15 protein-coding genes, 3 tRNA genes and 5 pseudogenes are annotated in these 23,028 nt (G+C 44.1%); 16 read left to right on the top strand and 7 right to left on the bottom strand.

Annotated elements, in window-relative coordinates; all coding sequences use genetic code 11:
* Window positions 1-59 precede the first annotated feature (59 nt).
* The 3 genes and pseudogenes from TT12_RS04780 (at window position 60) to TT12_RS04770 (ending at window position 2,534) form a co-directional block, all read left to right on the top strand.
* A complete protein-coding gene (locus TT12_RS04780) occupies window positions 60-698 on the top strand; it encodes a carbonic anhydrase (RefSeq protein WP_045443399.1) in 639 nt (212 codons plus the stop codon).
* A gap of 153 nt (window positions 699-851) precedes the next feature.
* Entirely contained in the window at window positions 852-1,433 is a 582-nt protein-coding gene (gene gloA, locus TT12_RS04775) for a lactoylglutathione lyase (RefSeq protein WP_045452557.1), read from the top strand.
* A 115-nt stretch (window positions 1,434-1,548) separates the two neighbouring features.
* A pseudogene (locus TT12_RS04770) lies at window positions 1,549-2,534 on the top strand (mechanosensitive ion channel family protein).
* A 111-nt stretch (window positions 2,535-2,645) separates the two neighbouring features.
* Here the strand turns inward: TT12_RS04770 and TT12_RS04765 are convergent.
* From TT12_RS04765 to ribA, 3 genes are all read right to left on the bottom strand, one after another.
* Window positions 2,646-3,116 (bottom strand): c-type cytochrome, encoded by a 471-nt coding sequence (locus tag TT12_RS04765; RefSeq protein WP_045452554.1) that lies wholly within the window; start codon window positions 3,114-3,116, stop codon window positions 2,646-2,648.
* A 398-nt stretch (window positions 3,117-3,514) separates the two neighbouring features.
* Window positions 3,515-4,510 carry an oxygen-dependent coproporphyrinogen oxidase gene (gene hemF, locus TT12_RS04760; RefSeq protein WP_045452551.1) on the bottom strand — a complete coding sequence of 332 codons (996 nt, stop codon included), beginning with the start codon at window positions 4,508-4,510 and terminating at the stop codon, window positions 3,515-3,517.
* Window positions 4,511-4,540: 30 nt separating this feature from the next.
* A complete protein-coding gene (gene ribA, locus TT12_RS04755; RefSeq protein WP_045452548.1) occupies window positions 4,541-5,212 on the bottom strand; it encodes a GTP cyclohydrolase II in 672 nt (223 codons plus the stop codon).
* Window positions 5,213-5,766: 554 nt separating this feature from the next.
* Here ribA and TT12_RS19050 point away from each other — a divergent pair.
* The 4 genes and pseudogenes from TT12_RS19050 to TT12_RS04745 all read left to right on the top strand — a co-directional run bounded on the left by TT12_RS19050 (window position 5,767) and on the right by TT12_RS04745 (window position 8,995).
* Entirely contained in the window at window positions 5,767-6,585 is an 819-nt protein-coding gene (locus TT12_RS19050; RefSeq protein WP_353511613.1) for a 1-deoxy-D-xylulose-5-phosphate synthase N-terminal domain-containing protein, read from the top strand.
* Window positions 6,513-7,270: pseudogene (locus tag TT12_RS19045) on the top strand (1-deoxy-D-xylulose-5-phosphate synthase N-terminal domain-containing protein); the annotation flags it as partial. The gene TT12_RS19050 and the pseudogene TT12_RS19045, both read left to right, overlap by 73 nt.
* Window positions 7,271-7,453: 183 nt before the next feature.
* The gene (locus TT12_RS19040; protein ID WP_353511614.1) at window positions 7,454-7,822 is read left to right on the top strand and encodes a transketolase C-terminal domain-containing protein; all 369 of its coding nucleotides are present in this window, start codon (window positions 7,454-7,456) and stop codon (window positions 7,820-7,822) included.
* A gap of 345 nt (window positions 7,823-8,167) precedes the next feature.
* On the top strand, window positions 8,168-8,995 hold the full coding sequence (locus TT12_RS04745; protein WP_045452546.1) for an inositol monophosphatase family protein: 828 nt from the start codon (window positions 8,168-8,170) through the stop codon (window positions 8,993-8,995).
* Window positions 8,996-9,048: 53 nt separating this feature from the next.
* Here TT12_RS04745 and TT12_RS04740 read toward each other — a convergent pair whose 3' ends face one another.
* The gene (locus TT12_RS04740) at window positions 9,049-10,488 is read right to left on the bottom strand and encodes a WS/DGAT/MGAT family O-acyltransferase (protein WP_045452543.1); all 1,440 of its coding nucleotides are present in this window, start codon (window positions 10,486-10,488) and stop codon (window positions 9,049-9,051) included.
* Window positions 10,489-10,601: 113 nt separating this feature from the next.
* A pseudogene (locus tag TT12_RS04735) lies at window positions 10,602-11,425 on the bottom strand (thiazole synthase).
* Window positions 11,426-11,586: 161 nt separating this feature from the next.
* On the opposite strand from TT12_RS04735, the pseudogene gspE reads away from it, so the two are divergent.
* Window positions 11,587-13,139, top strand: a pseudogene (gene gspE / locus TT12_RS04730) (type II secretion system ATPase GspE).
* 176 nt (window positions 13,140-13,315) lie between these two features.
* On the opposite strand, the gene TT12_RS04725 reads toward gspE, so the two are convergent.
* The gene (locus tag TT12_RS04725) at window positions 13,316-13,804 is read right to left on the bottom strand and encodes a RidA family protein (RefSeq protein WP_045452540.1); all 489 of its coding nucleotides are present in this window, start codon (window positions 13,802-13,804) and stop codon (window positions 13,316-13,318) included.
* Between the two features lie 118 nt (window positions 13,805-13,922).
* Window positions 13,923-14,624 carry a DUF4442 domain-containing protein gene (locus TT12_RS04720; protein ID WP_201580827.1) on the bottom strand — a complete coding sequence of 234 codons (702 nt, stop codon included), beginning with the start codon at window positions 14,622-14,624 and terminating at the stop codon, window positions 13,923-13,925.
* Window positions 14,625-14,969: 345 nt separating this feature from the next.
* On the opposite strand from TT12_RS04720, the gene TT12_RS04715 reads away from it, so the two are divergent.
* The 8 genes and pseudogenes from TT12_RS04715 (at window position 14,970) to gspF (ending at window position 22,749) form a co-directional block, all read left to right on the top strand.
* Window positions 14,970-16,430, top strand: a complete 1,461-nt coding sequence (locus tag TT12_RS04715) for an McrB family protein (protein ID WP_201605911.1) — start codon at window positions 14,970-14,972, stop codon at window positions 16,428-16,430.
* A 12-nt stretch (window positions 16,431-16,442) separates the two neighbouring features.
* Window positions 16,443-18,038, top strand: a complete 1,596-nt coding sequence (locus TT12_RS04710; protein WP_227678988.1) for an McrC family protein — start codon at window positions 16,443-16,445, stop codon at window positions 18,036-18,038.
* A gap of 243 nt (window positions 18,039-18,281) precedes the next feature.
* Window positions 18,282-18,358, top strand: a tRNA-Pro gene (locus tag TT12_RS04705).
* A 96-nt stretch (window positions 18,359-18,454) separates the two neighbouring features.
* Window positions 18,455-18,531, top strand: a tRNA-Arg gene (locus TT12_RS04700).
* Window positions 18,532-18,570: 39 nt separating this feature from the next.
* Window positions 18,571-18,646 (top strand) — tRNA-His (locus tag TT12_RS04695).
* Window positions 18,647-19,186: 540 nt separating this feature from the next.
* The gene (locus TT12_RS04690) at window positions 19,187-20,122 is read left to right on the top strand and encodes an AraC family transcriptional regulator (RefSeq protein ID WP_045452534.1); all 936 of its coding nucleotides are present in this window, start codon (window positions 19,187-19,189) and stop codon (window positions 20,120-20,122) included.
* 291 nt (window positions 20,123-20,413) lie between these two features.
* Window positions 20,414-21,466 carry a hypothetical protein gene (locus tag TT12_RS04685; protein ID WP_045452531.1) on the top strand — a complete coding sequence of 351 codons (1,053 nt, stop codon included), beginning with the start codon at window positions 20,414-20,416 and terminating at the stop codon, window positions 21,464-21,466.
* An 81-nt stretch (window positions 21,467-21,547) separates the two neighbouring features.
* Window positions 21,548-22,749: pseudogene (gene gspF, locus TT12_RS04680) on the top strand (type II secretion system inner membrane protein GspF).
* The last annotated feature ends 279 nt before the right edge of the window (window positions 22,750-23,028 follow it).

The following is a 23,028-nucleotide window of genomic DNA, read 5'->3' as shown; positions in this document are numbered from 1 at the left end:
GAATACATGTGTGGAAAGCTGTTTATAACGCTAATATTATTAATGATAAAGGATGTCTTATGCCTAACGATACACGCCCGAAAACTGGTCAAGAAGCTCTTGCGCTTTTAAAAGAAGGCAATATGCGCTACATAGATAGTTTGACCACCACTGACCCAACAATGCAAAGACGACCTGAATTGGTTAAAGATCAAGATCCCTTGGCCATTATTTTGGGTTGCTCGGATGCACGAGTACCAGTTGAGATTGTATTTGATCAAGGCTTGGGTGATTTGTTCGTTATTCGAGTCGCTGGTAATGTCGTCGCGCCTTCACAGATTGGCTCGATTGAGTTTGCGGCCGAAAAGTTCGGTACAAAATTGGTGGTCGTGCTTGGGCACTCACATTGCGGCGCTGTCACGGCTTGTGTTGAGACACTGATCAATCCTGAGAAAAACTATTCGCCCAATTTGCAGTCGATTGTCGATCGCATTCGCCCAAGCGTTTATAATTTGCATGAGCTGGCCACTGCTAATGGTCAAGATGTCGATGCAGACGAGTTGGTCGATCGCTCTATCCGCGCCAACGTCCGTATGTCAGTTAGCCAGCTCAAACATGGCTCGCGGGCATTAGAGGACTTAACTAATAGCGGTCAATTGCTGGTCGTTGGTGCAGAGTATGATTTAGAGACAGGAAAAGTACGTTTCTTAGACAGCTAATTAATCGGTTAAATGGGTAGCACCCAGTGTGCGCTCTTACAAAACCCACTCAATGCTTTCGCGATTTTTTATTATGATATAAAGGGTCAAGCGCGTAAAAAATATTCACGCGCTTGTTTTTAAACTCTCTATTTTGTCAATATTAGGATGACTATGTCTATAGCAAATACTGGCTCAGCCACTGATAATAATAACGAAGTACTTATCGCTCAACCAACGAGCAGCGTCAATACCGATGGTGTGCAGCCTATCTCAGTACAGACGACAGGTTTTACTTTTAACCACACCATGCTACGTGTCAAAGATCCTGCCAAGTCGTTGGCGTTTTATACCGGTGTCCTTGGTATGACTTTGCTGGCAGTCAAAAAATTCCCTGACATGGGTTTTGATTTATATTTTTTAGCCAAGTTAACCGAAAGCGAGCGCGACAATTTGCCCGCGGGTAATGATTTGGAAATCTTTGCATTTCGTCAACGCGGCATCTTAGAATTGACCCATAATTATGGTACCGAAACGAAAGCTGACTTTAGTTATCATGATGGTAATGGTGAGCCACAAGGTTTTGGACATATCTGTTTTAGCGTACCTAGTCTCGATGAAGCGGTTGCTTGGTTTGATAAAAATAATGTCGAATTCAAAAAACGTCCAGAAGATGGCAGCATGAAAAACATTGCCTTTATCAAAGATGTTGATGGCTACTGGATTGAAATTGTACAAGCAGATTTAATGGGCTAGCTTGACAGGCTGGTACGTCAATACGTCAGTTAATCTAGGACATACCCCAGTCAAACAATCAATTAATCGAGTGAATGGAAGCATAAAGCCAACCAACCAAAGGAGTGACGTCTAGATGCCTACCTCTGAGGCAGAAACGACAGTAAATACCAATATAGCGCCTGAACCAGTGACAACGGATGTGCTGACATATCAAAGCATCATTGATTCAGCAAATGAGATAGTGGTTGGCTTTGTTGAACGCATTCCTTATTTTATCGCATCAATTATTGTTATTCTGATTTTTTGGTTTCTATCGATTGTCTTCAAAAAGTGGTATATAAACTTTTAGGCAGTCGCAGTCGGCATCAGAACTTGGTTAAAGTGTTTCAGCGAGTAGGCGGCGCACTCATCATTTTTATCGGTTTTATGATTGCTATGGTGATTGCCGTGCCCGGATTTACCCCTGCTAAGCTGATTGGTGCACTCGGTATTGGTTCCGTCGCTATTGGTTTTGCCTTTAAAGATATTTTTCAAAACTTGCTCTCTGGTATTTTGCTGCTAATCTCAGAGCCGTTTCGCATCGGTGATCAGATTGTCTCAGGCGACTATGAAGGGACGGTTGAGGATATTAAGATACGCGCCACGACTATCAAGACGTATGACGGTCGGCAAGTGGTTATTCCCAATTCTGATTTGTATACCTCAGCATTGACTGTCAATACCGCCTATAAGCAGCGCCGTTTGCAAGTGGCTGTTGGTATTGGCTATGAAGATGATATCGAAGCAGCAAAAGCTGAGATTCTGCAAGCGTTAGATAAAGTCGAAAGCGTATCGAAGAAAGCGCAGCCAAGTGTGATTGCCACGGGTTTTGGTGATTCAACGATTGATTTGATGGTACGTTGGTTTATCGAAGACGGCACCCAAGCCAACAAAGTGACCTCGATTCATCAAGTGATCGTTGAGATTAAGAGCGCACTCGATGCAGCAGGCGTCAACATTCCATTCCCGATACGCACGATAGATTTGAGTGATCCATCAGTGACATCGATTGTGAATAAATTGCATGAGCAAAAGGCGATCGATGTTAATAACGATGTTAATAAAGCAGCGGCAGAGTAATTTGTTTAGCGCGTTATTTTAAAGAACGGCCTTTTACACAAAATTTTCGAAATAAAAATCCGCCATATCAAATGACATGGCGGATTTTTTACGATATCAATTTATGACAATTTAGTCAGTTTTGACTTTAAAATCGGTATGACATGATTTACAGCTGGCGCCGACTTCACCAAAGGCTGGTTTGACATCATCGATGCTAGTGGCTGTTTGTGCAGCAGCGTTCAGCTCAGCAGTGACTTTTTGAAAGTTTTCTGCTTCTGCGCGAAAACCATCGGCATTTGACCAAACGGCATCAGTCGCATTGCCAACGGCTTCTTTATTTTCAAAATGAGTCCAAGGCGTAGCAGCGTCTTCTGCTAAAAATGCGGCTTGCTCTTTGAATACGGCGGCATCAAAGGTGTCAGGTGCTTTCATCATATCACCCATGACACCCATCGCATCACCATAGCTTTTCATGCTATCTTGGCGGGCTTTTACATCAGGGTCAGTGGCAGTGCTACACGCTGTTAGACCTAGGGCGGCTGCCATCAATGTGATGCCAAAGATAGATTTTAATGATTGGTTGGTATGAAACTGTGCCATGTGAATTACTCCTGTAAAATTGGTTAGTAGTAGGCGCGCTTATAAACGCTGGCTTTACATACTATTTTTAAGTATCTGCCCTTAAAGGCTTCTTCTAAATCGAAAGGTTTCTTTTAAATACTGCTTTTAAATAAAGCGTATTGTTATAAAAATTACCTCATCATCTTTTGGAAACGCATTCGCTTCTAAAGGATTTTTCCAACAATAGTTTTCATTGTAACGGTTATCCGTGCAGTGGACGTAAATTTAGTTGTTATATCATCGTAATTTTTGAGTCAGTGACTTTCGCCCATATAAATTTGCGCTCATATAAAAAGGTCAGCGTGGATAGCTGACCTTCTTGATACTCTCTAAAGACAAGCTAATAAATACCTTAGCCTTTATTATATTCACACAAACTATAGAGTCAACCAATCGCGTGGTTTTAGATAAAAATCGGTCAATGCAAACTCAGGCGAGCCTTCAGTCGGCTCAAAGCGATAATGCCAGCTGGCAAGCGGCGGCATACTGACTAAGATAGACTCGATACGACCATTGCTTTGTAGTCCAAATAGCGTGCCGCGGTCATAAACAAGGTTGTACTCAACATAGCGACCACGGCGATAGAGCTGAAATTCGCGCTGTGCCTCGGTATAAGGGGTATCTTTACGCTGCTCAAAGATGGGCATGATACCGTCAAGATAACCGTTGCCGACCGCCTTCATAAAATTAAAACAGGTTTCAAAGTCCCAGCCGCGACTTTCTGTATTGACATCATCATAAAACAAGCCGCCGATACCGCGTTGCTCATCACGATGACGTAGGTGAAAATACTCATCACACCATTGCTTAAAGTCAGGGTAGACGCTGTCACCAAAAGGCGCGCACAGATCATGACAGACTTGATGCCAATGCACGCAATCAGCGAGTACGGGATAAAACGGCGTCAAATCAAAACCACCACCAAACCACCAAATAGGGTCTTCGCCCTCAGCTTCAGCAACGAACAAACGCACATTGGCATGGCTGGTTGGGACGTTCGGGTTTTTGGGATGGACAACCAATGAGACCCCCATGGCTTGGGCTTTACGACCAGCGATATGGGGATGGCGTGCAGTGGCTGAAGCAGGCAAGTTATGCACGTGAATATGACTGAACATTACACCCGCTTTTTCAATCACCTCACCATCTGCTAGGACACACGAGCGACCGCCGCCGCCTTCAGGACGTTCCCAGTCATCAGGCACAAAGGTTGCATTGCCGCCACCATCGCGCTCTTGCGCCTCTAAGGCTTGACAGATACGAGCCTGCAAATCGACCAGAAATTCACGCACACGCATGATGTCGTTATTGGCTGGCACTGTTAAGTCTGTCGCTGATAGCTCTGTCTTATTATCTGTATTTGAAATACTCATAAAATATCTATTTATTTAGTGTATTGATGTCTACTTATTAAGATGTAACGCGGTATTGAAATCTTTATCTAATAAATGACCCATGCGGTCGCGCTTGGTCGCTAAATATTCAGCATTCATATCATTCACCCCAACCAATAAAGGCACGCGTTCCACGACATTAATACCGTGCTCGGTTAGATAAGCCACTTTGTCTGGATTGTTGGTGATGAGTCTGACGGCGTCAACACCGATATGAGCGAGCATCGGGCCGCACATATCATAAATGCGCGCATCAGCGGGTAAGCCCAACATGAGGTTGGCATCTAAAGTATCATGACCTTGGTCTTGCAGGGCGTAAGCGCGAATCTTATTGGTCAGACCAATACCGCGACCTTCTTGGCGCAAGTATAATATCGCCCCGCAGCCAGTCTCTTGTATTGCCTGCATCGCCGTGTTGAGCTGCGGTCCACAGTCACATTTTAATGAGCTAAAAGCATCGCCCGTCAAGCATTCTGAATGAATACGAATCAATGGAATGGTTTTTTCTGCTCGCGTGGCGTCCGTTTGACTCGGGGAGTTGTCCGCCGTATGTTGATCGACGACAGGCAGACCGACAGTCAGCATCACATGCTCTTGACCTTCGTCGTTTTCAAAGATATGAATATCAAACTCGCCATGACGAGTAGGTAGTTTGGCACTGGTAATAAATTGATATGACATTAATGTCCTGCATAAGCCGATAAGCGTGGCGGTAGAGGGTCTTTTTTAACCATATTAAAACAGCGATGACATCCTAGCTGCATGATGAAAGTAGGATTATGCCAGTATAATTCATTCGTAAAGAGTGCATGCTGATTGTCTTTATTATAAAAACACACAAAGTTCACAAACGACGCACGATGATTAAAGCGACAATTAAAAATAAATGCTATTATGCCATACTATTTTGACGGATACAGTGACAAGTCTTTGCCCTTACATTACTATGTCGTCACTAACATCCAATATTGATGCAGAATAATAAGGCATAATATTATCCCTTGTTATGAAAGCGCGAAAGCAAAGCTCCATCGCTGTCCATTACGGCAGCGTACGTGCTATTCGGCGCAGCTTCTATATGTTTATATAAAGACATAGAGGCTGCCTGAATAAATTTATGAACAGTTATATGGTCGATTACACCAATAATGGTGTAGATATTATTGACGTCACTTAGGTAGCATTATGCACTAAGAGGCTGTCTTGTCAGCAGATTGGTAGGTATCGTACGGTTTATGCAGCAGTCACCTCATTCCCCACAGTCTCAGTCCGTATCTATGCCAGCTGTCGATTCTGCTGCCCAGCTGTCGAATTTACAGCAGACTTATACTGTGATTCCACGCGTCCGTCCTGATACGCCTTTGCTGGATAGCATTGCAGCGCCAGCTGATCTTAATACTCTGACAACCGCTCAACTTATCACCTTGGCTGATGAGCTGCGGCTATTTCTATTGTATTCAGCAGGTCAAAGCGGTGGGCATTTTGGTGCCAATTTGGGCGTGGTTGAGTTGACCATTGCGCTGCATTACTTACTAGATACGCCGCAAGATCAAATCGTTTGGGACGTGGGTCATCAAGCCTATGCTCATAAAGTCTTGACAGGTCGCCGTGATCAGTTGGCGACGATTCGCTCAAAAGATGGTTTGACTGCTTTTCCTGAGCGTGCAGAATCCGTTTACGATACCTTTGGCGTTGGTCATTCATCGACGTCAATCTCAGCTGGTCTAGGCATGAGCTTAGCACTGCGCTATCAAGGTCGCGCGCAAACCGTTGCTTGTATCATTGGTGATGGTGCAATGACCGGTGGTATGGCGTTTGAAGCGATGAATGATGCGGTGCAACAAGATGCGGATTTATTGGTCATCTTAAATGACAATGACATGTCGATCTCTTGCTCTATCGGTGGTTTTTCACGGCATTTAGCGATGCTGTGGGAGTCAGGATATCAGGTTGATATCTCTGATACAGGCGAGCCAGTACTATGCCAGCGCCTGATATGCAAGGCTTTGATCGCCGTAAGCGTCATAAAGAAATGCGCGATGTGCCGCAGTTAGAAGACAATTTATTTAAAGCGATTGGTTTTACCTACTTTGGTCCGTTTGATGGTCATAATATCCCTGAGCTACTGCGGGTATTATCACTTGCCAAGCAGATAAAAGGGCCTGTTTTAGTCCATATTTATACCACCAAAGGCAAAGGTTTTGCCCCAGCTGAGTTAGATCCCGTCGGCTATCATGCTATCAGCAAGCTCCCTGTCGAAATCAAGAATGATACTCAGGCTATCGCCACAGAAAAATCACTGCCCAACACCAAACCTGCGTTAAAATACTCGCAAGTATTTGGGCAATTCTTATGTGATAAGGCTGCTGATGACGATAAGCTGCTTGCCGTCACACCTGCTATGGAAGAAGGCTCGGGGATGATTGACTTTGCCCGTCAATTTCCAGAGCGTTTTTTTGATGTAGCCATCGCTGAGCAACATGCAGTCACACTGGCTGCTGGTATGGCAACCCAAGGCGTCAAACCGATTGTGGCGATTTATTCGACGTTTTTGCAACGTGGTTATGATCAGCTGATTCATGATGTGGCTTTGCAAAACCTTGATGTGATGTTTGCTATTGATCGTGCTGGCCTAGTCGGTGAAGACGGTGCAACGCATGCAGCGTATTCGATTTTGCCTTTTTACGCTGCGTACCTAATATGCTGATTGCCGCGCCAAAAGACGAAAACGAATGTTACCATTTGCTCAATACGTGCTATGAATATCAAGGCTGCACAGCAGTACGCTATCCGCGCGGTGTCGGTACTGGCACAGTTATCGCATCGCCAGCACAGACTTATAACGTTGGCGAGGCAGTGATAGAGTCGGTATTAGGTAGTGAGGGTGCGCCTAAAAAGCTGGCGCTACTCGCATTTGGTACCATGGTTGCGACGGCTCAGCAAGCGGCAGAAAGCTTAATTGACAATGATATAGCATCAGACTGTCAGGTACATGTCATTAATATGCGCTGGGTAAAACCTTTAGACACGGCATTATTAGAAAAGTTGTTAGAGCAAGGTATTACACACATTGCGACTTTGGAAGAGCACATGATTATGGGCGGCGCGGGCAGTGCGGTAAATGAGTATTTGCTTAACGAATCACCAGCCTTTAAAGACAACCGCCCCGCCGTTATTAATGTCGGCATTCCAGATCGCTTTGTCGCCCATGGCTCACAAGCAGAGCAAATGGCTGATTGTGGTTTAGATGTTAATGGTGTGGTAAAGCAGCTTGAACAGTTGCTGCTGTAAGTTATACCTTTGAACGTTTTTAAGTTTTTAAACTGTCATTTGGACAGAGTATTGGTTAAATAGATAAAAGCTCGATCGATAGAGCGAACGCCTACTTAGTCGTAGGTGCTGACTTTTTTACAACTTACGCAGTTTGTGATGACCACCAAAATTTGGGTTGGTTTGGCGAACGTCATGGTTTTTTTCGTTTTTTATCGAACAATTTTAGTATAATGCGATCATCGCTTTCAAATGGCGCATTTTTTAATTGTATAAATACAGTGTGATGCAGCGGCTGATTGGCATGTTGTGGGCACAGAGTTCGTCTTATTTTTGACATTCATTCATCAAGCAAATAGGTTATTTATGGAACCCATGGTCGTCATCGCAGCACGTACTGCTGAAAAAGTTGGTAAAGAGATTTTATATGCGCATCAAAACCGCCATAAAATTGAGTTGGATATTGAGTCAAAAGGGCTTGATGGATTGGTTACGCGTATTGATCGCTTTAGCGAAGAGCTGACGATTGAAACCCTAAAAGCCAGCTATCCAAATCACTCGTACTTGGGTGAAGAGTTTGGTATGCAAGAAGGTCGCGGTGAAGATGCGGACTGGTGCTGGATTATTGATCCGCTAGATGGTACCAAAAACTTCGTACATGGTGTGCCGCAGTTTTGTGTGTCTATCGCGGTGCAGCATAAAGGCGTGACCCAACATGGCGTGATCTATGATCCTGTCCGTGATGAGATGTTCTCTGCTAGCCGTGGTAAAGGCGCGCGCTTGAACAATCGCCGCATGCAAGTGAGCGAGCGCAAAACGATTGATGGCGGTCTATTTACCACTGGTCATCCGCTTGAGCGTAAACGCAATGGCGAAGTCATCTCTTATGCCAAGCAGCATTTTGAGAGCTTACAGAAAATCTCTGAAGCAGGCGGTCAAGTTCGTCGTTTAGGCTCTGCTGCGCTTGATTTATGTTATGTCGCTGCTGGTCGTTTTGACGGTTATTTTGAGATGTCAATTAAGCCTTGGGATATCGCGGCAGGTGAGCTTATCGTGACCGAAGCACGTGGCGTGGTGGTTGACCATACAGGTGCACACAACTCAATGACTTCAGGCTCTATTTTCGCCTGTAACATTAAGTTATTGAAGCCATTGATGCAAGTGGTTGTCCCAACGTGGGGTGACGCATTTTAAGCACCACTTAAGCATAATTATTAAGACAACTTAACACTAAAAAGCTGGTTCCATTATGGAGCCAGCTTTTTTGTTTTACCATTACCTTTATAGCTACTTTTGTCTTCAACCGTAATGCCTTGGAACTTAAGCGCTTTACTGGTGGTTTCCAACAGTTGCAACTCTTCTTCAATAAGCGTTAGCATTTCTTGTACATGCGGCAGTGCTTTACTACAAGCCGTAATCCCAAATTCAATCTTATCTAGATAACTAGCAAGGGTGATATTCATTGCTTGACCATTGAAGACAATAGACGCAGGGTACAACGATTGTAGACGTGCACCATTCCAATATAGTGGTTTTTCAGAACCAGGCACATTAGAGATAATCAGGTTAAACGCCTGCTTTTTGGGAAATAGACTGGTCGCTAAGTTGATACCTTCCCAAGCATAGGCAATCACGCTGTAGTTAATCACTTGGGCTTGATTCATACGTCGAAAGCGGCGTTTGCCGTTATTCATACTGCGATGAATCAGTTTGATGCGGCTCAACGGATCATCTAAATGCGTGCCCAAATTGGCCAGTACAAAGGATAATTGATTGCCTGCCACACTGTCATCCGTACGTAGCGACATCGGTACAAAAGCAATGAGCGGCTTGCTAGGCAGCGCATCCATGGATATGAGGTAACGACGAATGGCACCCGCACATACAGCTAGCACCACATCGTTTTTACTGATATTTAGTCGCTCAGCAATATCATTAAAACGCTGAATATCATAAGACTGCGCGGCTATGCGCCGTGATGCTGAGATGCGTTTATTAAGCACACTCATCGGCGCATCAAAAGTACCGACATAGCTGTCATCACCGTAATTTTTCAAATTATCCAGTAATTCGGTAAAAACAGGCTTAATGGTAGATATTTGCTCTTTAATGATGCGTAATGCGGAGCGCTCTTTGGGTAAAATCGCATCGACTTGATTGCGATGGCGTGCCATTAATGACCAAATCGGTAGCGTTACTGGCTCAGTGGGCGATTGTGATAATGATTTTTTGACAAGGCGCATGGCAGCAATGCCATCAACCAACGAATGGTGAATTTTGAAGTATAGGGCAAAACGCTCAGGGTCGCCTTCGTTTTCTGGTTGAATACCCTCAATCACATGACATTCCCACAATGGCATGGCACGATCCAACAGCCGACCATGTTCTCTTGAAACATACATCAATAACTCGCGAACCCGTGCAGGCTTTGGTAAGGCAACATGATGCAAGTGATGCTCAACATCAAAATGCTTGTCCTTTTTCCAAAAAGCCAAATGCTCAAGCACTTGGTTAAAAGGAAAGGTAGGCGACACATCAGAATCTTGCATCTGTTTGACCAATTGGCAAACAAAACCGCTACCCGCATTCTCTGGCAATTCAAATAGGAATAAACCTCCAACATGCATGGGCTGTTTACGCGACTCAAGAAGTAAAAACAACTGGTCGACTGCTGTGAGAAGCCGCATAATAAATCCTTTTATGACGATAAGTTGAGTAAAAGTTACTTCTTTTATTATTATTTTATAGCTGACTTTTTATTAAATACTATGAATTTAATAATGGTCATTAAATTTAAAAGCTATTGAAAAAAGTATCCTGTTTGCGGTGAGCTGGCAGTCGCCATTTTGCGCATTGGCATACGACCCGCCAAAAACGCCGCGCGCCCTGCCCAGATGGCATGCTTCATGCATGGGCCATCATGACTGGGTTTTGCGCATTGGCAATCGCCGAATTCATCAGGACGCCATCACAGCCAAGCTCCATAGCCAGCGCTGCATCAGAGGCCGTGCCAACGCCTGCATCAACCAATACCGGTACTTTGGCATTTTCGATAATAAGACTGAGGGTGTGACGATTCAGCAAACCAAGACCTGAACCAATCAAGCTACCAAGTGGCATAATTGCCACACAGCCCATATTTTCTAATTCTTGAGCGACGATAGGGTCATCTGAGGTATAAACCATCACTTCAAAGCCGTCATCAATCAATACTTTAGCAGCTTTTAGCGTTTCCATCACATTCGGATAGAGGGTTTTTTCATCGCCCAATACTTCAAGCTTAACCAAATTATGCCCGCCTAATAGCTCGCGAGCAAGCTTACAGGTACGAATGGCAGTCTCGGCATCGAAACAACCAGCAGTGTTGGGTAAAATGGTGTATTTATCGGGGGAAATCACATCAAGTAGATTGGGTTCATTGCTGTTTTGTCCAATATTAGTACGACGAATAGCAACGGTGACAATCTCTGCTGCCGACGCGCCAATGGCGGCGCCCGTTTCAGTCATATCCTTATACTTGCCCGTACCGACCAACAGGCGAGAAGAAAAAGTACGACTCCCGACCGTAAAAGTGTCTTGTGAAAGGGGCGTCGGATGAGTAGCAGTGCTTGTGTTCTCTGACATAACTGAAAATCCTAATGGCGAGTAAAACAAAATGCTATTATAACAAAATCATGCAATCTTACTTGCAGTCTTTTTTGGTTTAGCCAGTTAAGCATAATACGTTTGCCACGCTTTGACACGAGTTTCTTTTTGAGTTTATCTTTATCTATCAGGTCGCTTTTATGATGCAACTGCCGTACAGTTTTGCGAAACGCCATCAAATTTTGGTCATACTTGCCATTGACCCTGAGCTGCCAGCGACTTTGGTGCTGACCAAAGCCACGCCATTATCAGCGATTAATGAGGCAGTGCGATTTTTACAGCAGCAAGGGGTACGCGGTGTGCCCACTTATGAAAGCATCAGCGCCGATGACTTTGAAAAGCGCATGAACGCCGCTTATGCAGGCAATACTGGTGAGTCGCAGCATATTGCCGCTGGGCTCGAAGACCATCCTGATCTTGATAGTTTGGCAGATAGTGTCCCTGAAACTGAAGATCTGATGGATCAACAAGATGATGCGCCTATCATTCGTCTCATCAATGCATTGTTGTCCGAAGCGATACGTTTAAACGCCTCAGACATCCATATTGAAACCTTTGAAAAGCGCTTAGTGGTTCGCTTTCGCGTTGACGGTGAATTAAAAGAAATCATCACGCCAAAACGCCAATTAGCGCCATTATTGGTATCGCGTATTAAGGTCATGGCCAAGCTCGATATCGCCGAAAAGCGTGTGCCACAAGATGGACGTATCAGCTTGCGGCTGGCAGGGCGTGAGGTTGATGTGCGGGTATCGACATTGCCATCGAGCTTTGGTGAGCGCGTGGTCATGCGTCTATTAGATAAGCAAGCAGGTCGCCTGAATATGACGTATTTAGGGCTATCTGATAACGATTATAGCGAGCTCAAGCGCTTGATTCATCGCCCACACGGCATTATTTTGGTGACAGGGCCGACAGGTTCAGGGAAAACCACGACGCTATATTCAGCATTGACCGATCTCAATGACCAAACCCGTAATATCTTGACCGCTGAAGATCCGATTGAGTTTCAGCTCGATGGCATTGGGCAAACGCAGGTTAATAATAAAGTCGATATGACCTTTGCCAAAAGTTTACGTGCGATGTTACGTCAAGATCCAGACGTGGTCATGGTTGGTGAGATTCGCGATTTAGAAACGGCAGAAATTGCCGTACAAGCGTCGCTTACTGGACATTTGGTTTTATCAACTTTGCACACCAACACCGCCATTGGTGCCGTCACGCGTCTGCAAGATATGGGTGTTGAGCCATTTTTATTATCGTCATCGCTGATTGGTGTCGTTGCCCAGCGCTTGGTGCGTACGTTATGTACACATTGTCATGGCTGGCAAGTGGCTGATAGCGAGCAAGCCAAATTATTTACTGAAATTGGTATTGTGCCAGTCTCAGAAAATGGTGCTGAAACTTTAACAACTACACCTATCAACTTACCCAGACCAGTTGGCTGCGACAAATGCAATCAATCAGGTTTAAAGGACGGACGGCGATATATGAAGTGGTGCCCATTGATGATACCTTGCGCCGTATGATTCATAGTAATACCGCCGAGTATGAGCTAGAGGAGTACGCACGTCAGCAGACACCATCGATTCGTGCGGATGGGTTGCATAAAGTCATTGCAGGTCGTACGACATTAGAGGAAGTGCTACGAGTGACGAAAGAGAGTGCCTTAGCTGATGACACGATACTTGTATAAAATATTTAAGGTGTGTTGGTGATTGTTTAATCTACCTCAGCCAAAGGGTCTGAATAGCAGGTAAAAAATAACTGGCTATGGTAGCCAGTTATTTGATGGTCATTCTTTACTGCTTTGAATACTTTACTGCTTTGAATACTTTACTGCTTTGAATAGTCTAACGTGTGACATCGCTATTATTTTGCAGCGATACATTCAACTTCAACGCTGGCACCTGCCGCCAATTCAGCGACGCCAAAGGCTGAACGTACCGGATAAGGTTTGGCCAATTCCGCTTTATAGACTTTATTAAAATCGTCAAAGTCATCCATGTCTGTCAGCATCGCCATACATTTGACGATGTCTGATTTTTGATAGCCGTACTTTAACAGGGTTTCATTAATATTATCCAATGCTTGCTTGGCTTCGGCTTTAACACCACCTTTGACCAATTTGCCATCTTTAAAACCAATTTGTCCAGACATGTATAGCGTATCGCCCACCCGTACTGCTTCTGAAAAAGGATAATTACCGCCATCACCAAGAAACACAGGGCTAGATTTAGTCACACTTGCGGTATTTGCCATTGGCGCCGCATTCGCTGTCATAGCAATGCCTAGTGAGCACGCGCCCACGAGCAACGCCTTAGTTAAATGGGCAGTCAATTTATGGGTAATCTTGGACATCGCTGTCTCCTTATTATACGTTTTTTTCACAATTTTTTTAAATTCACTATACAAGTTTAACAAACATAATGTCTCATCACACTAGATGACACATTATGTCTTACTTATGCTTAACCAGTTATTGGTCGTTTTGCTCAGCTTCGACTTCTGTTTTAGATTCAGTGTCAGCTTCTAGCGGCTTTTCGCTACTTTTGCCTTGACGGCGGGCTTCTAATTCAGACTTAGGAATCCAAGCCCATGTCATCTCAACCACGATAGGGTCACGATCACTGTCAGACTCACGGTCATGAATGACGCACGGAATTACCATTTCGCCTTTTGGTGTATTTAGGATATCTAAGCGCTGCTCATCCGATAAAGACGCCACTGCTGCAATTTGACCTTTTTTAATCGGGCGATAAAAATTAACCGAGTATGATTTAATCAATAGTACGCGGTCAGAGGGTAGGTTTAAACCCAAAATAAAACCAGTCGCTGTTTCTGCAAGTAAGGTAATGGCGACCGCATGAATAGAGCCAATATGATTTTGCACTGCTTTGGTGTTGTTTAAGCTCACGACGACTTGGTTGGGTTCGACCGTTTCATAATAGACGCCCGTTGTGCCTACATATGGAACCACTTTACCAAAGGCTTTGGATAAGATGCTCGAGCGTGCGCTGGCAGGTAAGTACTTGGTGATAGATAACAGTTTGGTAAATTGATTGCTGATGGGCTTGAGCGTGCTGTTGGGTTTTTCGACGGGCGATCTTGTGCTGTCAGAGGTTTTGGCTGGCAATTTATTGGTTAGCTTGCTAGGGAGTTTTTTTAATAATCCTGACATACAAAATTCCTTAATGTAGATAGATTAAATGACGCTTTGAGTGTTACATATTTCATCATAGCAGCTGATAGGATGCCTATTGTGCAAGCTGCCATGCTCACTATGTACATTAACCGCCGTCTGCCTACTATTATTAGCATGAACTGTTGCGCTTATAAAATAGGGCTAACGTCATGATACTCTAGATGCTAGGAATGCTATCGCTCAACGCAACATCGTATCACTTAGATGCTTTCATAAACAGTGCTGCTGGATGCCATAAAGACAGCCACGCTATAATGATGATATTTTAGCGTATCTTATTGATTATTTTTCTTATTTCCTTTTTCTATGCTGGATGAAGCTATGCCTGACACGTCAATTCATGTGCCGACCAATATCATTTATACAGGCGTTGCTGGTACGGGAAAAACCTATCGACTGTTACAAATTGCTAAGCGATATACCGACTATCTGCCGAGAGCCGATGAGGCAGATTTGTTAGGGCAGCTATTGCAAGCGCTTAGCTGGCGTGAAATCGTATGCTTGGTACTTTTGGATTTTCAATCTAAACACCAAGACTTGGTAAAAGTGCCTGAAATCGTCAATCATGCGTTCTTTGTCGCGAAAGCCGCACAGAATGCCCGCGAAAAAAACTTAAGCAATACGGCTTGGTCTGTCCTTCAAATGCATAGCCCTACCAATTCAAAAACTGTGACTTATAAAAACCGTGCCAGCCAAGCCTATTTTGATAAAGATGAGGGCGGTGCGTGGTATTTGCTGCCAGAAAGCTTTGAGTTATTAACAGAGCTATCGCAGCAACTTGCCGAATTTCAGCAAGCGCAGCGTGATAACAGTGTCAACCAAAGCCAAGCTAATCCAAATCAAGGTTTTAGCCAGCAGCGCTTTACCATGGTTAGCTTCCATCAAGCGTATGGCTATGAAGAGTTTGTCGAAGGCATTCGTCCTGTCATGGTAGCGTCTAATCATGCAATGAATAGATCATCTCAAATGAATTACGCCATTCAGGATGGTGCATTCTTAAAACTGTGTCAACGGGCAGCAAATGATCCAGAGCAGCGTTATGCCATCTTAATTGATGAGATCAATCGCGCCAACGTGTCACGAGTATTTGGCGAGCTACTCAGTCTAATTGAGCCAGACAAACGGGCTGGCATGGCAAACGCGATGGCCGTTCATTTGGCCTATTCTGGACGGGTTTTTAGCATCCCTGCTAACATCGATATTTATGCCACGATGAACATCCAAGATCACTCGTTAGCACCACTTGATATGGCATTACGTCGGCGCTTTCGTTTTATAGACTGTCCTCCGCAGCCCAAGTTATTACCGATGATTCATGTACACCGAAATTCAGAAACTGACAGTCCAGCAGCAACGATAGATTTGGCAAAGCTCTTAGCTGGTTTGAATGATCGCATCACGCAAACATTGGGAATGGAGGCGCAATTGGGTCATGCTTTTTTATGGTCAATGACGGATCTTGGACAATTGCAAGCGGCGTTGGTTGAACAAATTATTCCGCAGTTAATGCAAGCGACGGGTGGGCAAGAGGGTACTTTGCAATATATCTTTAGAGACGAGCAGCAGCCACTGCGAGCGCAGTTTATTCATGATAGTCATGTATCCATCAATGACAGTGTGAATGATCAAGTGAATGCTAATAGTCAAAATCCGCTGTTTACTGGTCAAAACGCATTTTTCGGTCAGTCTATGCGCACTGCTGGCTATAAGATAAATGCCGACCTCATTGCGGGGGTAGGCGATTTTGCCACACCTACTGTCTATCAACGTTTATATCCATAAAGGTGCTCAGCGTTGATAAATAAAAGCTTTAGTCATAAAGTCATAGCCAATAATATTGACAGTACCGACGTTAATGCGCGTGATACCAATATCATCACTGTGTTTGAGCATCAGCGTCTAATAGCGCATGACTTCTTACGGGTATCTGATTTCCATTGGTTGATGGCGCAAGAGTTTGCGGTATTTAGCATTAAGCGAAGACAGGGACAATGGCAGTTAAAAGTCGGACATTATATAGGGGTTATTTTACTGCCTAGCGGCATGACGCTTGAGATTTTACCTAAACTTGCGGCAAAAACTTCTAGCGATCAAGTCGCGCAGCAATCATACCTTTCACAGAATACCAGTCATCGCCATGCCAGTCATCGCCCCGATATCAGTCTAACTCGCCAATGGGTGCAGGGCATGCTATCGGATTTGACCAATAGCAGTCATGTGAAAAACAAGCTACCCAATACAAAAAATCTAGGTCAATTTAGCAGTCAATTGTCGCCGCTATCGATAGCTGTAATGCCATTGTCAGATTGGCTTATCACGCAGTTTTTGCAGCGGCTGGCTCATTATCGACCAAGCAAACACTATCAGACGCAGGTCGATAATCAAGCATCGATACAAGGTCGACTTCTCATCAAAGAACAAATGCGCCACAACAGCATGCAGCCGCATAAGTTTGTCTGTGAGAGCAGTATACTGAGCCAAGACATGCTAGGTAATCGGCTGATTAAGAGCACGTTGATTTTGCTGACACCTTTATTTTTTCAATCAACGCTATCGAAAGCAGATGTGCCTAAATTTTTGCAGGCTTGGCAGCGAGTAGCGGCGTTGAGTTATCAAGAGCTGACACAGTTAGAGTCGATATACAAGCAAGCAAAGCGTCAGTTAGCCGTGCAACCGCTTCGAGCACCGCAACTACAGGCTGCTCAGCAATTGTTAGATATGGCTTATTGGTTACTAAGGCAGTCCAATGTGAAAACAGGTAATGGTATTGCGCTAAATAAACCATCTAGGCAAAATCTGTCCTCTCCGCGTTTATGCTTGCTGATTGATATGAATCAAGCCTTTGAGCAATGGGCAAGCCTGCGCATTGCCTCGATGTTTCAGCAAGTGAGTCAACAATATCAGCCGTTATATCAAACGCAAAGTATCTGGCTAACGGATGCAGAAGGGCGCGCATGTCTGTCTATACGACCTGATTTGCTCATATATAAAACTAATGCTAATGATAATTGTCACAATCAGAATGGCACTGCGGTTATTGAAGCTAGAGAAAAAGATCACTATAGCCATGTCATCGATATTAAATGGAAGCATTTATCGCAGCCAGCCAGCATTAGTGCCAGTGATGCTTATCAACTGATGAGTTACGCTCAGGCCTATCAAGCAGGGCAGGTGTGGCTGATTTACCCAGTACAAGATAATGAGCGGTTACCAGTTGCGCTCAGCCAACAAGTGCATGATTATAAAAAGACTGATGGCGCTAACAACCATGATAATAGCCATAATGCTACTGATGAAAAAGTGAGTCCTGCGGCATTGTGGCTCGTACCATTCAATGTTCTTACTGGTACGATAAACGGCAGCTTGCTTCCTGATTGGAATAGAGTATAATGAGCGCTGTCGATGAGTAAGTAGCACTTAGCATCGTGGAGAAAAGGATTTATCATAGTGGTTTTTATGATAAATGAGCGTTTTTTAAGTAATTTAGCAGTTTTTTTAAATTAATTAAAAATAGGTGTTGACACCATCGGCTTTTCCCCTTAATATGTGCACCTCGATAGCAAGGAACGTTAACAAGTTAGTGGCATTGCCAACAACGAGTTAATCAACAAACTATCGTGATAATAGACATTTCGGAGTGTGGCGCAGTTTGGTAGCGCATCTGGTTTGGGACCAGAGGGTCGTAGGTTCGAATCCTATCACTCCGACCATCTATTTTTAAGAGCCTTACAGGCTTTTTTTTATGTATAATGGTTTAGTTTTTGATATATTTAAAACTTGCTTTAGTATATAAAAGTCCTCTAAGAGCGCCTGTAGCTCAGCTGGATAGAGCATCTCCCTTCTAAGGAGGTGGCCGCAGGTTCGAATCCTGCCAGGCGCACCATTTAGCCTGCAAATCTTGCCTCATCAGGCAATAGTTATGGCGGTTGTAGCTCAGTTGGTAGAGCCCCGGGTTGTGATCTCGGTTGTCGTGGGTTCGAGTCCCATCAGTCGCCCCATATTTTATTCTGCATTATCCTCTTCTTGTTCTATCTCATTATAAAAACCTTGTTCTAAATAATAATACTTGCCATTTTTGGCTTTTTTTTGTGCCTGTATGATTGGTTTTAACCTATCTTACCCCCTGCGATTAAAATTTGTAGACTCATCAACCCTTTGATTGTCTATTGATTTACTGGCCTTTTGTCTCATTTATTTTTATTATGGGTTCTCTTTTGAGACGCTCGCTATCTCTGTACGTGCCTTAAACCAGCTTTGTTATTCTTTAACCGCCTTTATCTAGAATAGCAAAATATAGAATAACAAAGGCAACGCTTTTAGTGATGCATCATGATAAGGTCTTAAAGCCCGTTGATATATTAGGTCATCCATTAAGAAGTGATTCATTGAAGATGATACGAGTGTTAAGAAAACCAAAGGTCAGTTAAAAAATATATTGAATAGATTAAGTAAGTAAGTAAGCCTAAGACCGTAGTAGGGATGTGAGTGCTTGTCTGAGATGCGCTGCTATGGATCTTATATTATTGAGGAAGTGATTGATGGACGCATTGAGCGTATTGCTACAAAACGTGCATTTGTTTGAAACCAAGTATTATCGTTTGAATGGGACTGGTAATTGGTCTTATTCCATCACTAGACAAGATACAATTTTGTTTTATTTAGTGATGTCTGGAAGCTTTTGTATCGACGTCGGTAATGGTTTGCGACAGGCGCACGCAGGCGATATGATTATGATTCCCAGTGCTCATAAGCATGTGAGCTATGCCTTAGATCATAATGGTGACGATGCGCTACCGCTGGATGAGTTGCTGACTCATTGTAAGGAAAACACCCTTGATATCGATGGTAATGGTGATCCTAACTCGTCTTTGATATTGATTGAATGCAAGTATGACAAAGAAATGATACGTCCTTTGTTGTCTGTGCTGCCTGCGATTTTGCCTGAAATCAATGATGAGTCTGACGGTAGGTTTGAGGTCATTGATGTCGAGATTAAGCTACTGACCTTAGAAGCCGAGCGTGAGCGCATGGGCAAGACCGCGATCATCAATCATTGGGCAAGTATTATGATGATTGAATGTTTGCGGGTTTATATTGAAAGTTTGCCTGAGGCCACAGAAAACTGGCTAAAAGCCATGAAAGACCCGTTTTTGACCAAGGCGTTAGCAGCGATGCATCAAGCGCCCAATCAAAACTGGACCATTCATAAGCTGGCTGAAGTCGCAGGAATGTCACGCTCGAGCTTTGCGCAGCGCTTTAAAGATACAGTTGGTATGCCGCCGCTGACTTATCTAATTGATTATCGGTTGCGCTTGGCGGCCCGTTATCTACGCTTGCAGCAAAACAGTATTGGCCGTATCAGTGAGTTGGTTGGCTATGCGTCAGACTCGACCTTTAGTCAAGCATTCAAGCGCGTTTATGGGGTATCACCAAAAGCCTATCGGCAACAATATCAACAAGAAAACATCGCATAACGTATCGTTAATACACCATAAAAGCGTTAAGGTTGCCATTAGGCCCTTAACGCTTTTTTGTTTTCTCATAGTGAAATATGAGACTTTTATGAATATATTTCGTCTATGGTTGACAGGTGTTGATAGAGAGTATTTTGACGATGGACAGCTGACAATGTGCTTGTGTTCAGGTACTATGGAATAATGAGTCATTTAGGCGCAAACGCTTGTTTTTAGCGTAAGATATGTCACTGTATGGTGGTCAGATCGTTTGTTCTAAATGATATTTATTTTTGCTGCTGATGGTATGTTATGACTGAACCGACCGCAAAGCCACGCGCAGGAGCCAATAGCCAACAAGGCTCAGCTGTGTCCGCTAAAAAACAAAGCAATATGAATCCAAGCAACGTCAAGCATGGTCAAAAAGACAAGGCGGGTGCAACACCTGACAAAACGATGTTATTGGCACTGTTTACGCTGACAGATATTGAAGAGGTAGGTGTTAAAGAGGTCGTTAAAGGCGCAGCTGATGAGTTGTCTAATACCCATAGCAGGGTGCAGCAGCCTGCTGCTAGCGAGATGAATATTGCCGAGCAGCGTGTGGCACTGTATCGTACCCAGCATGAGCGTACGCGATTATTATATATGGCATCCGCTGCCACGCGGCCTACTTATTTGGTACAAACGCTAAAGTCACAATTCGCAGAACATCAGCAATACTTGCTGGCACAGCAGCTTGATAAACGCGGCTTGATGGATACCGATGGATTAGAGCGTCTTTGGCAGCAGCTGCATGTGGTCGATGACATCATCGCTGATATTGTCCGTCATATGCCAGCTCAGCAGCCAGCAGGTTGGCAACTGACTACTCAAGATGGGCGAAATCCGCTATGCTTTGCCACCGTTGGCAAATTAAAGAACAGTAAGCCTATTCGTGATCAAGGCAGTCTAAATAGCTATGTACTTGGGCACTTCGGCGTGAGTAGTTTTACCTATGACCGCGGCTATTATATTGGACATGTCGTTGGCTACTTATTCAGCTGTTATTTTTGTGCTCATCTATCTATTAGCTATGGTGTTACGGCACTTGGTTCGCAGGTTATAGCTGATTACGATTACGCCAGTCTTGAGACGCCATACATGGTTAGACTGCTACAAGGGCTGGATGGCTACTGTAAAAAACGTATTTATCAATTGGCAGTTATCTGTGCACGATTGAGTGTCTTTGCCAGTGACAAGCGTATCGAGAGAATGCTCATTGCTGAGGTCAACGACTTCGATAAAAAACTGCAGCAGCAGCACTTGGATGTTTTGTTATTGCAAGGTTTGATGCCAGACAGTAGCGATTCCACGCCGCTTTTTTAAGCCATTAAATCTCGATAGAACTCCTTTATAAGTCCTTGTTTATTACCTTTTATTATTGACCACTTTAGGATATTCGCTGCTATGCCCGCTTATCATTATAAAGCGTTAGATGACCATGGCAGTGTGCAAAAAGGCTTGCTCGAAGGTGATTCTGCGCGACAAGTTCGCCAGCAGCTGCGTGATAAACAATGGACGCCCGTTGAAGTCAGTGCCGTCAATGATAGACAAAACCAGAATAAAAACCGCTATAAAAAACCGTCTGCTTACGAGTTGGCATTGCTGACCCGTCAATTATCGGTATTATTGGCAGCGGGTATTCCGTTAGAGGAAACGCTTGCCGCCGTCGCCAAACAATCACCAAAAAATCACATTAAATCTCTCATGCTTGCCGTGCGCTCTCATGTATTAGAAGGTTTGAGCTTGGCGCGAGCATTGCAGCAAGCCGCCAGTTTTCCACCACTATATATCGCGACCATTGCGGCAGGGGAAAAGTCAGGTCACTTAGATTTAATCTTGAACCAGTTGGCAGATTACACCGAAAACCGCTTTGCATTGCAAAAGAAAATCCAAGGCGCGATGGTTTATCCGATTGTGCTGATGGTGATGGCAGTCGGCGTGATTATGGGCTTGATGAGTTTTGTGGTGCCCAAAATTGTCAAAGTGTTTGAGCAGTCTGAACAGGCATTGCCGCTGATTACCCAAATTGTTCTTAGCCTATCTAACCTCATTACGCAGTGGTGGTGGCTGATGCTGCTAGTATTGGCCGGAACGGCGTTTTTGTTTTATCGTTTCGCGCAGACGCAAGCGGGTAAGTTAGCGATAGACAGCATCGTGCTAAGATTACCGATATTGGCGCGGTTATCAAAAGGCTGAATGCAGCACGTTTTGCCAGTACATTGGCGATATTGGTACGCTCAGGGGTGCCGTTAATTGAGGCACTGCATATTGGTGCGGCGGTGACGACCAATTTACATATTCAAAAAACCATCATCACTGCGGCTGATAGGGTGACGGAAGGCTCAAGTTTATCGAGTCAATTAGAAAAATCCAGTTACTTTCCGCCGATGATGGTGCAAATGATTAAAAGTGGCGAAAACTCAGGCGAGCTTGAAAACATGCTCAGCCGTGCCGCCAATATGCAGGAAGCAGAAGCCACCAACTTTATCAGTACCTTATTGTCGCTACTTGAGCCGTTGATGCTTGTGCTGATGGGCGTGGTAGTGATGATTATCGTAATGGCAGTGATGCTGCCGATTGTCAATATGAATGATCTGGCAGGATAATGAGCACTTAAGCCTTCTGAGCTTGTGTGCCTCCCGCTCACATTTCTATTGTAGCTATCTTACTAAATATTACGCTAGCTTTCTTAAGATTTGCTTACTGTTGTAGATTGTTGACTGAGCCAGGTTTTTACTAGGGTAAAGCCAGCCATCAAGCTATAGTAAGCGTCAGTCAAAAGTTATCCTTATAAATATAACTCATCATGCTGTGCTTCAATATTGATGCTTATAAAAGTCAAGGTTCATAACAATCTACTTGCGGTGCTAGGGCGTTTCCTTATT

The sequence above is a fragment of the Psychrobacter sp. JCM 18903 genome (assembly GCF_000586475.1).
Classification (GTDB): domain Bacteria; phylum Pseudomonadota; class Gammaproteobacteria; order Pseudomonadales; family Moraxellaceae; genus Psychrobacter.
This window is presented reverse-complemented; position numbering and strand designations above follow the sequence as displayed.

Excerpts from the sequence above, each read along its gene's own strand:
- TT12_RS04740 (WP_045452543.1), bottom strand. The coding sequence starts at position 10,488 with ATGCGGCTTCTCACAGCAGTCGACCAGTTGTTTTTACTTCTTGAGTCG.
- ribA (WP_045452548.1), bottom strand. The coding sequence starts at position 5,212 with ATGTCATATCAATTTATTACCAGTGCCAAACTACCTACTCGTCATGGC.
- gloA (WP_045452557.1), top strand. The coding sequence starts at position 852 with ATGTCTATAGCAAATACTGGCTCAGCCACTGATAATAATAACGAAGTA.
- TT12_RS04690 (WP_045452534.1), top strand. The coding sequence starts at position 19,187 with ATGGACGCATTGAGCGTATTGCTACAAAACGTGCATTTGTTTGAAACC.
- TT12_RS19040 (WP_353511614.1), top strand. The coding sequence starts at position 7,454 with ATGGTTGCGACGGCTCAGCAAGCGGCAGAAAGCTTAATTGACAATGAT.
- TT12_RS04685 (WP_045452531.1), top strand. The coding sequence starts at position 20,414 with ATGACTGAACCGACCGCAAAGCCACGCGCAGGAGCCAATAGCCAACAA.
- TT12_RS04745 (WP_045452546.1), top strand. The coding sequence starts at position 8,168 with ATGGAACCCATGGTCGTCATCGCAGCACGTACTGCTGAAAAAGTTGGT.
- hemF (WP_045452551.1), bottom strand. The coding sequence starts at position 4,510 with ATGAGTATTTCAAATACAGATAATAAGACAGAGCTATCAGCGACAGAC.
- TT12_RS04720 (WP_201580827.1), bottom strand. The coding sequence starts at position 14,624 with ATGTCAGGATTATTAAAAAAACTCCCTAGCAAGCTAACCAATAAATTG.
- TT12_RS04765 (WP_045452554.1), bottom strand. The coding sequence starts at position 3,116 with ATGGCACAGTTTCATACCAACCAATCATTAAAATCTATCTTTGGCATC.
- TT12_RS19050 (WP_353511613.1), top strand. The coding sequence starts at position 5,767 with ATGCAGCAGTCACCTCATTCCCCACAGTCTCAGTCCGTATCTATGCCA.
- TT12_RS04715 (WP_201605911.1), top strand. The coding sequence starts at position 14,970 with ATGCCTGACACGTCAATTCATGTGCCGACCAATATCATTTATACAGGC.
- TT12_RS04725 (WP_045452540.1), bottom strand. The coding sequence starts at position 13,804 with ATGTCCAAGATTACCCATAAATTGACTGCCCATTTAACTAAGGCGTTG.
- TT12_RS04780 (WP_045443399.1), top strand. The coding sequence starts at position 60 with ATGCCTAACGATACACGCCCGAAAACTGGTCAAGAAGCTCTTGCGCTT.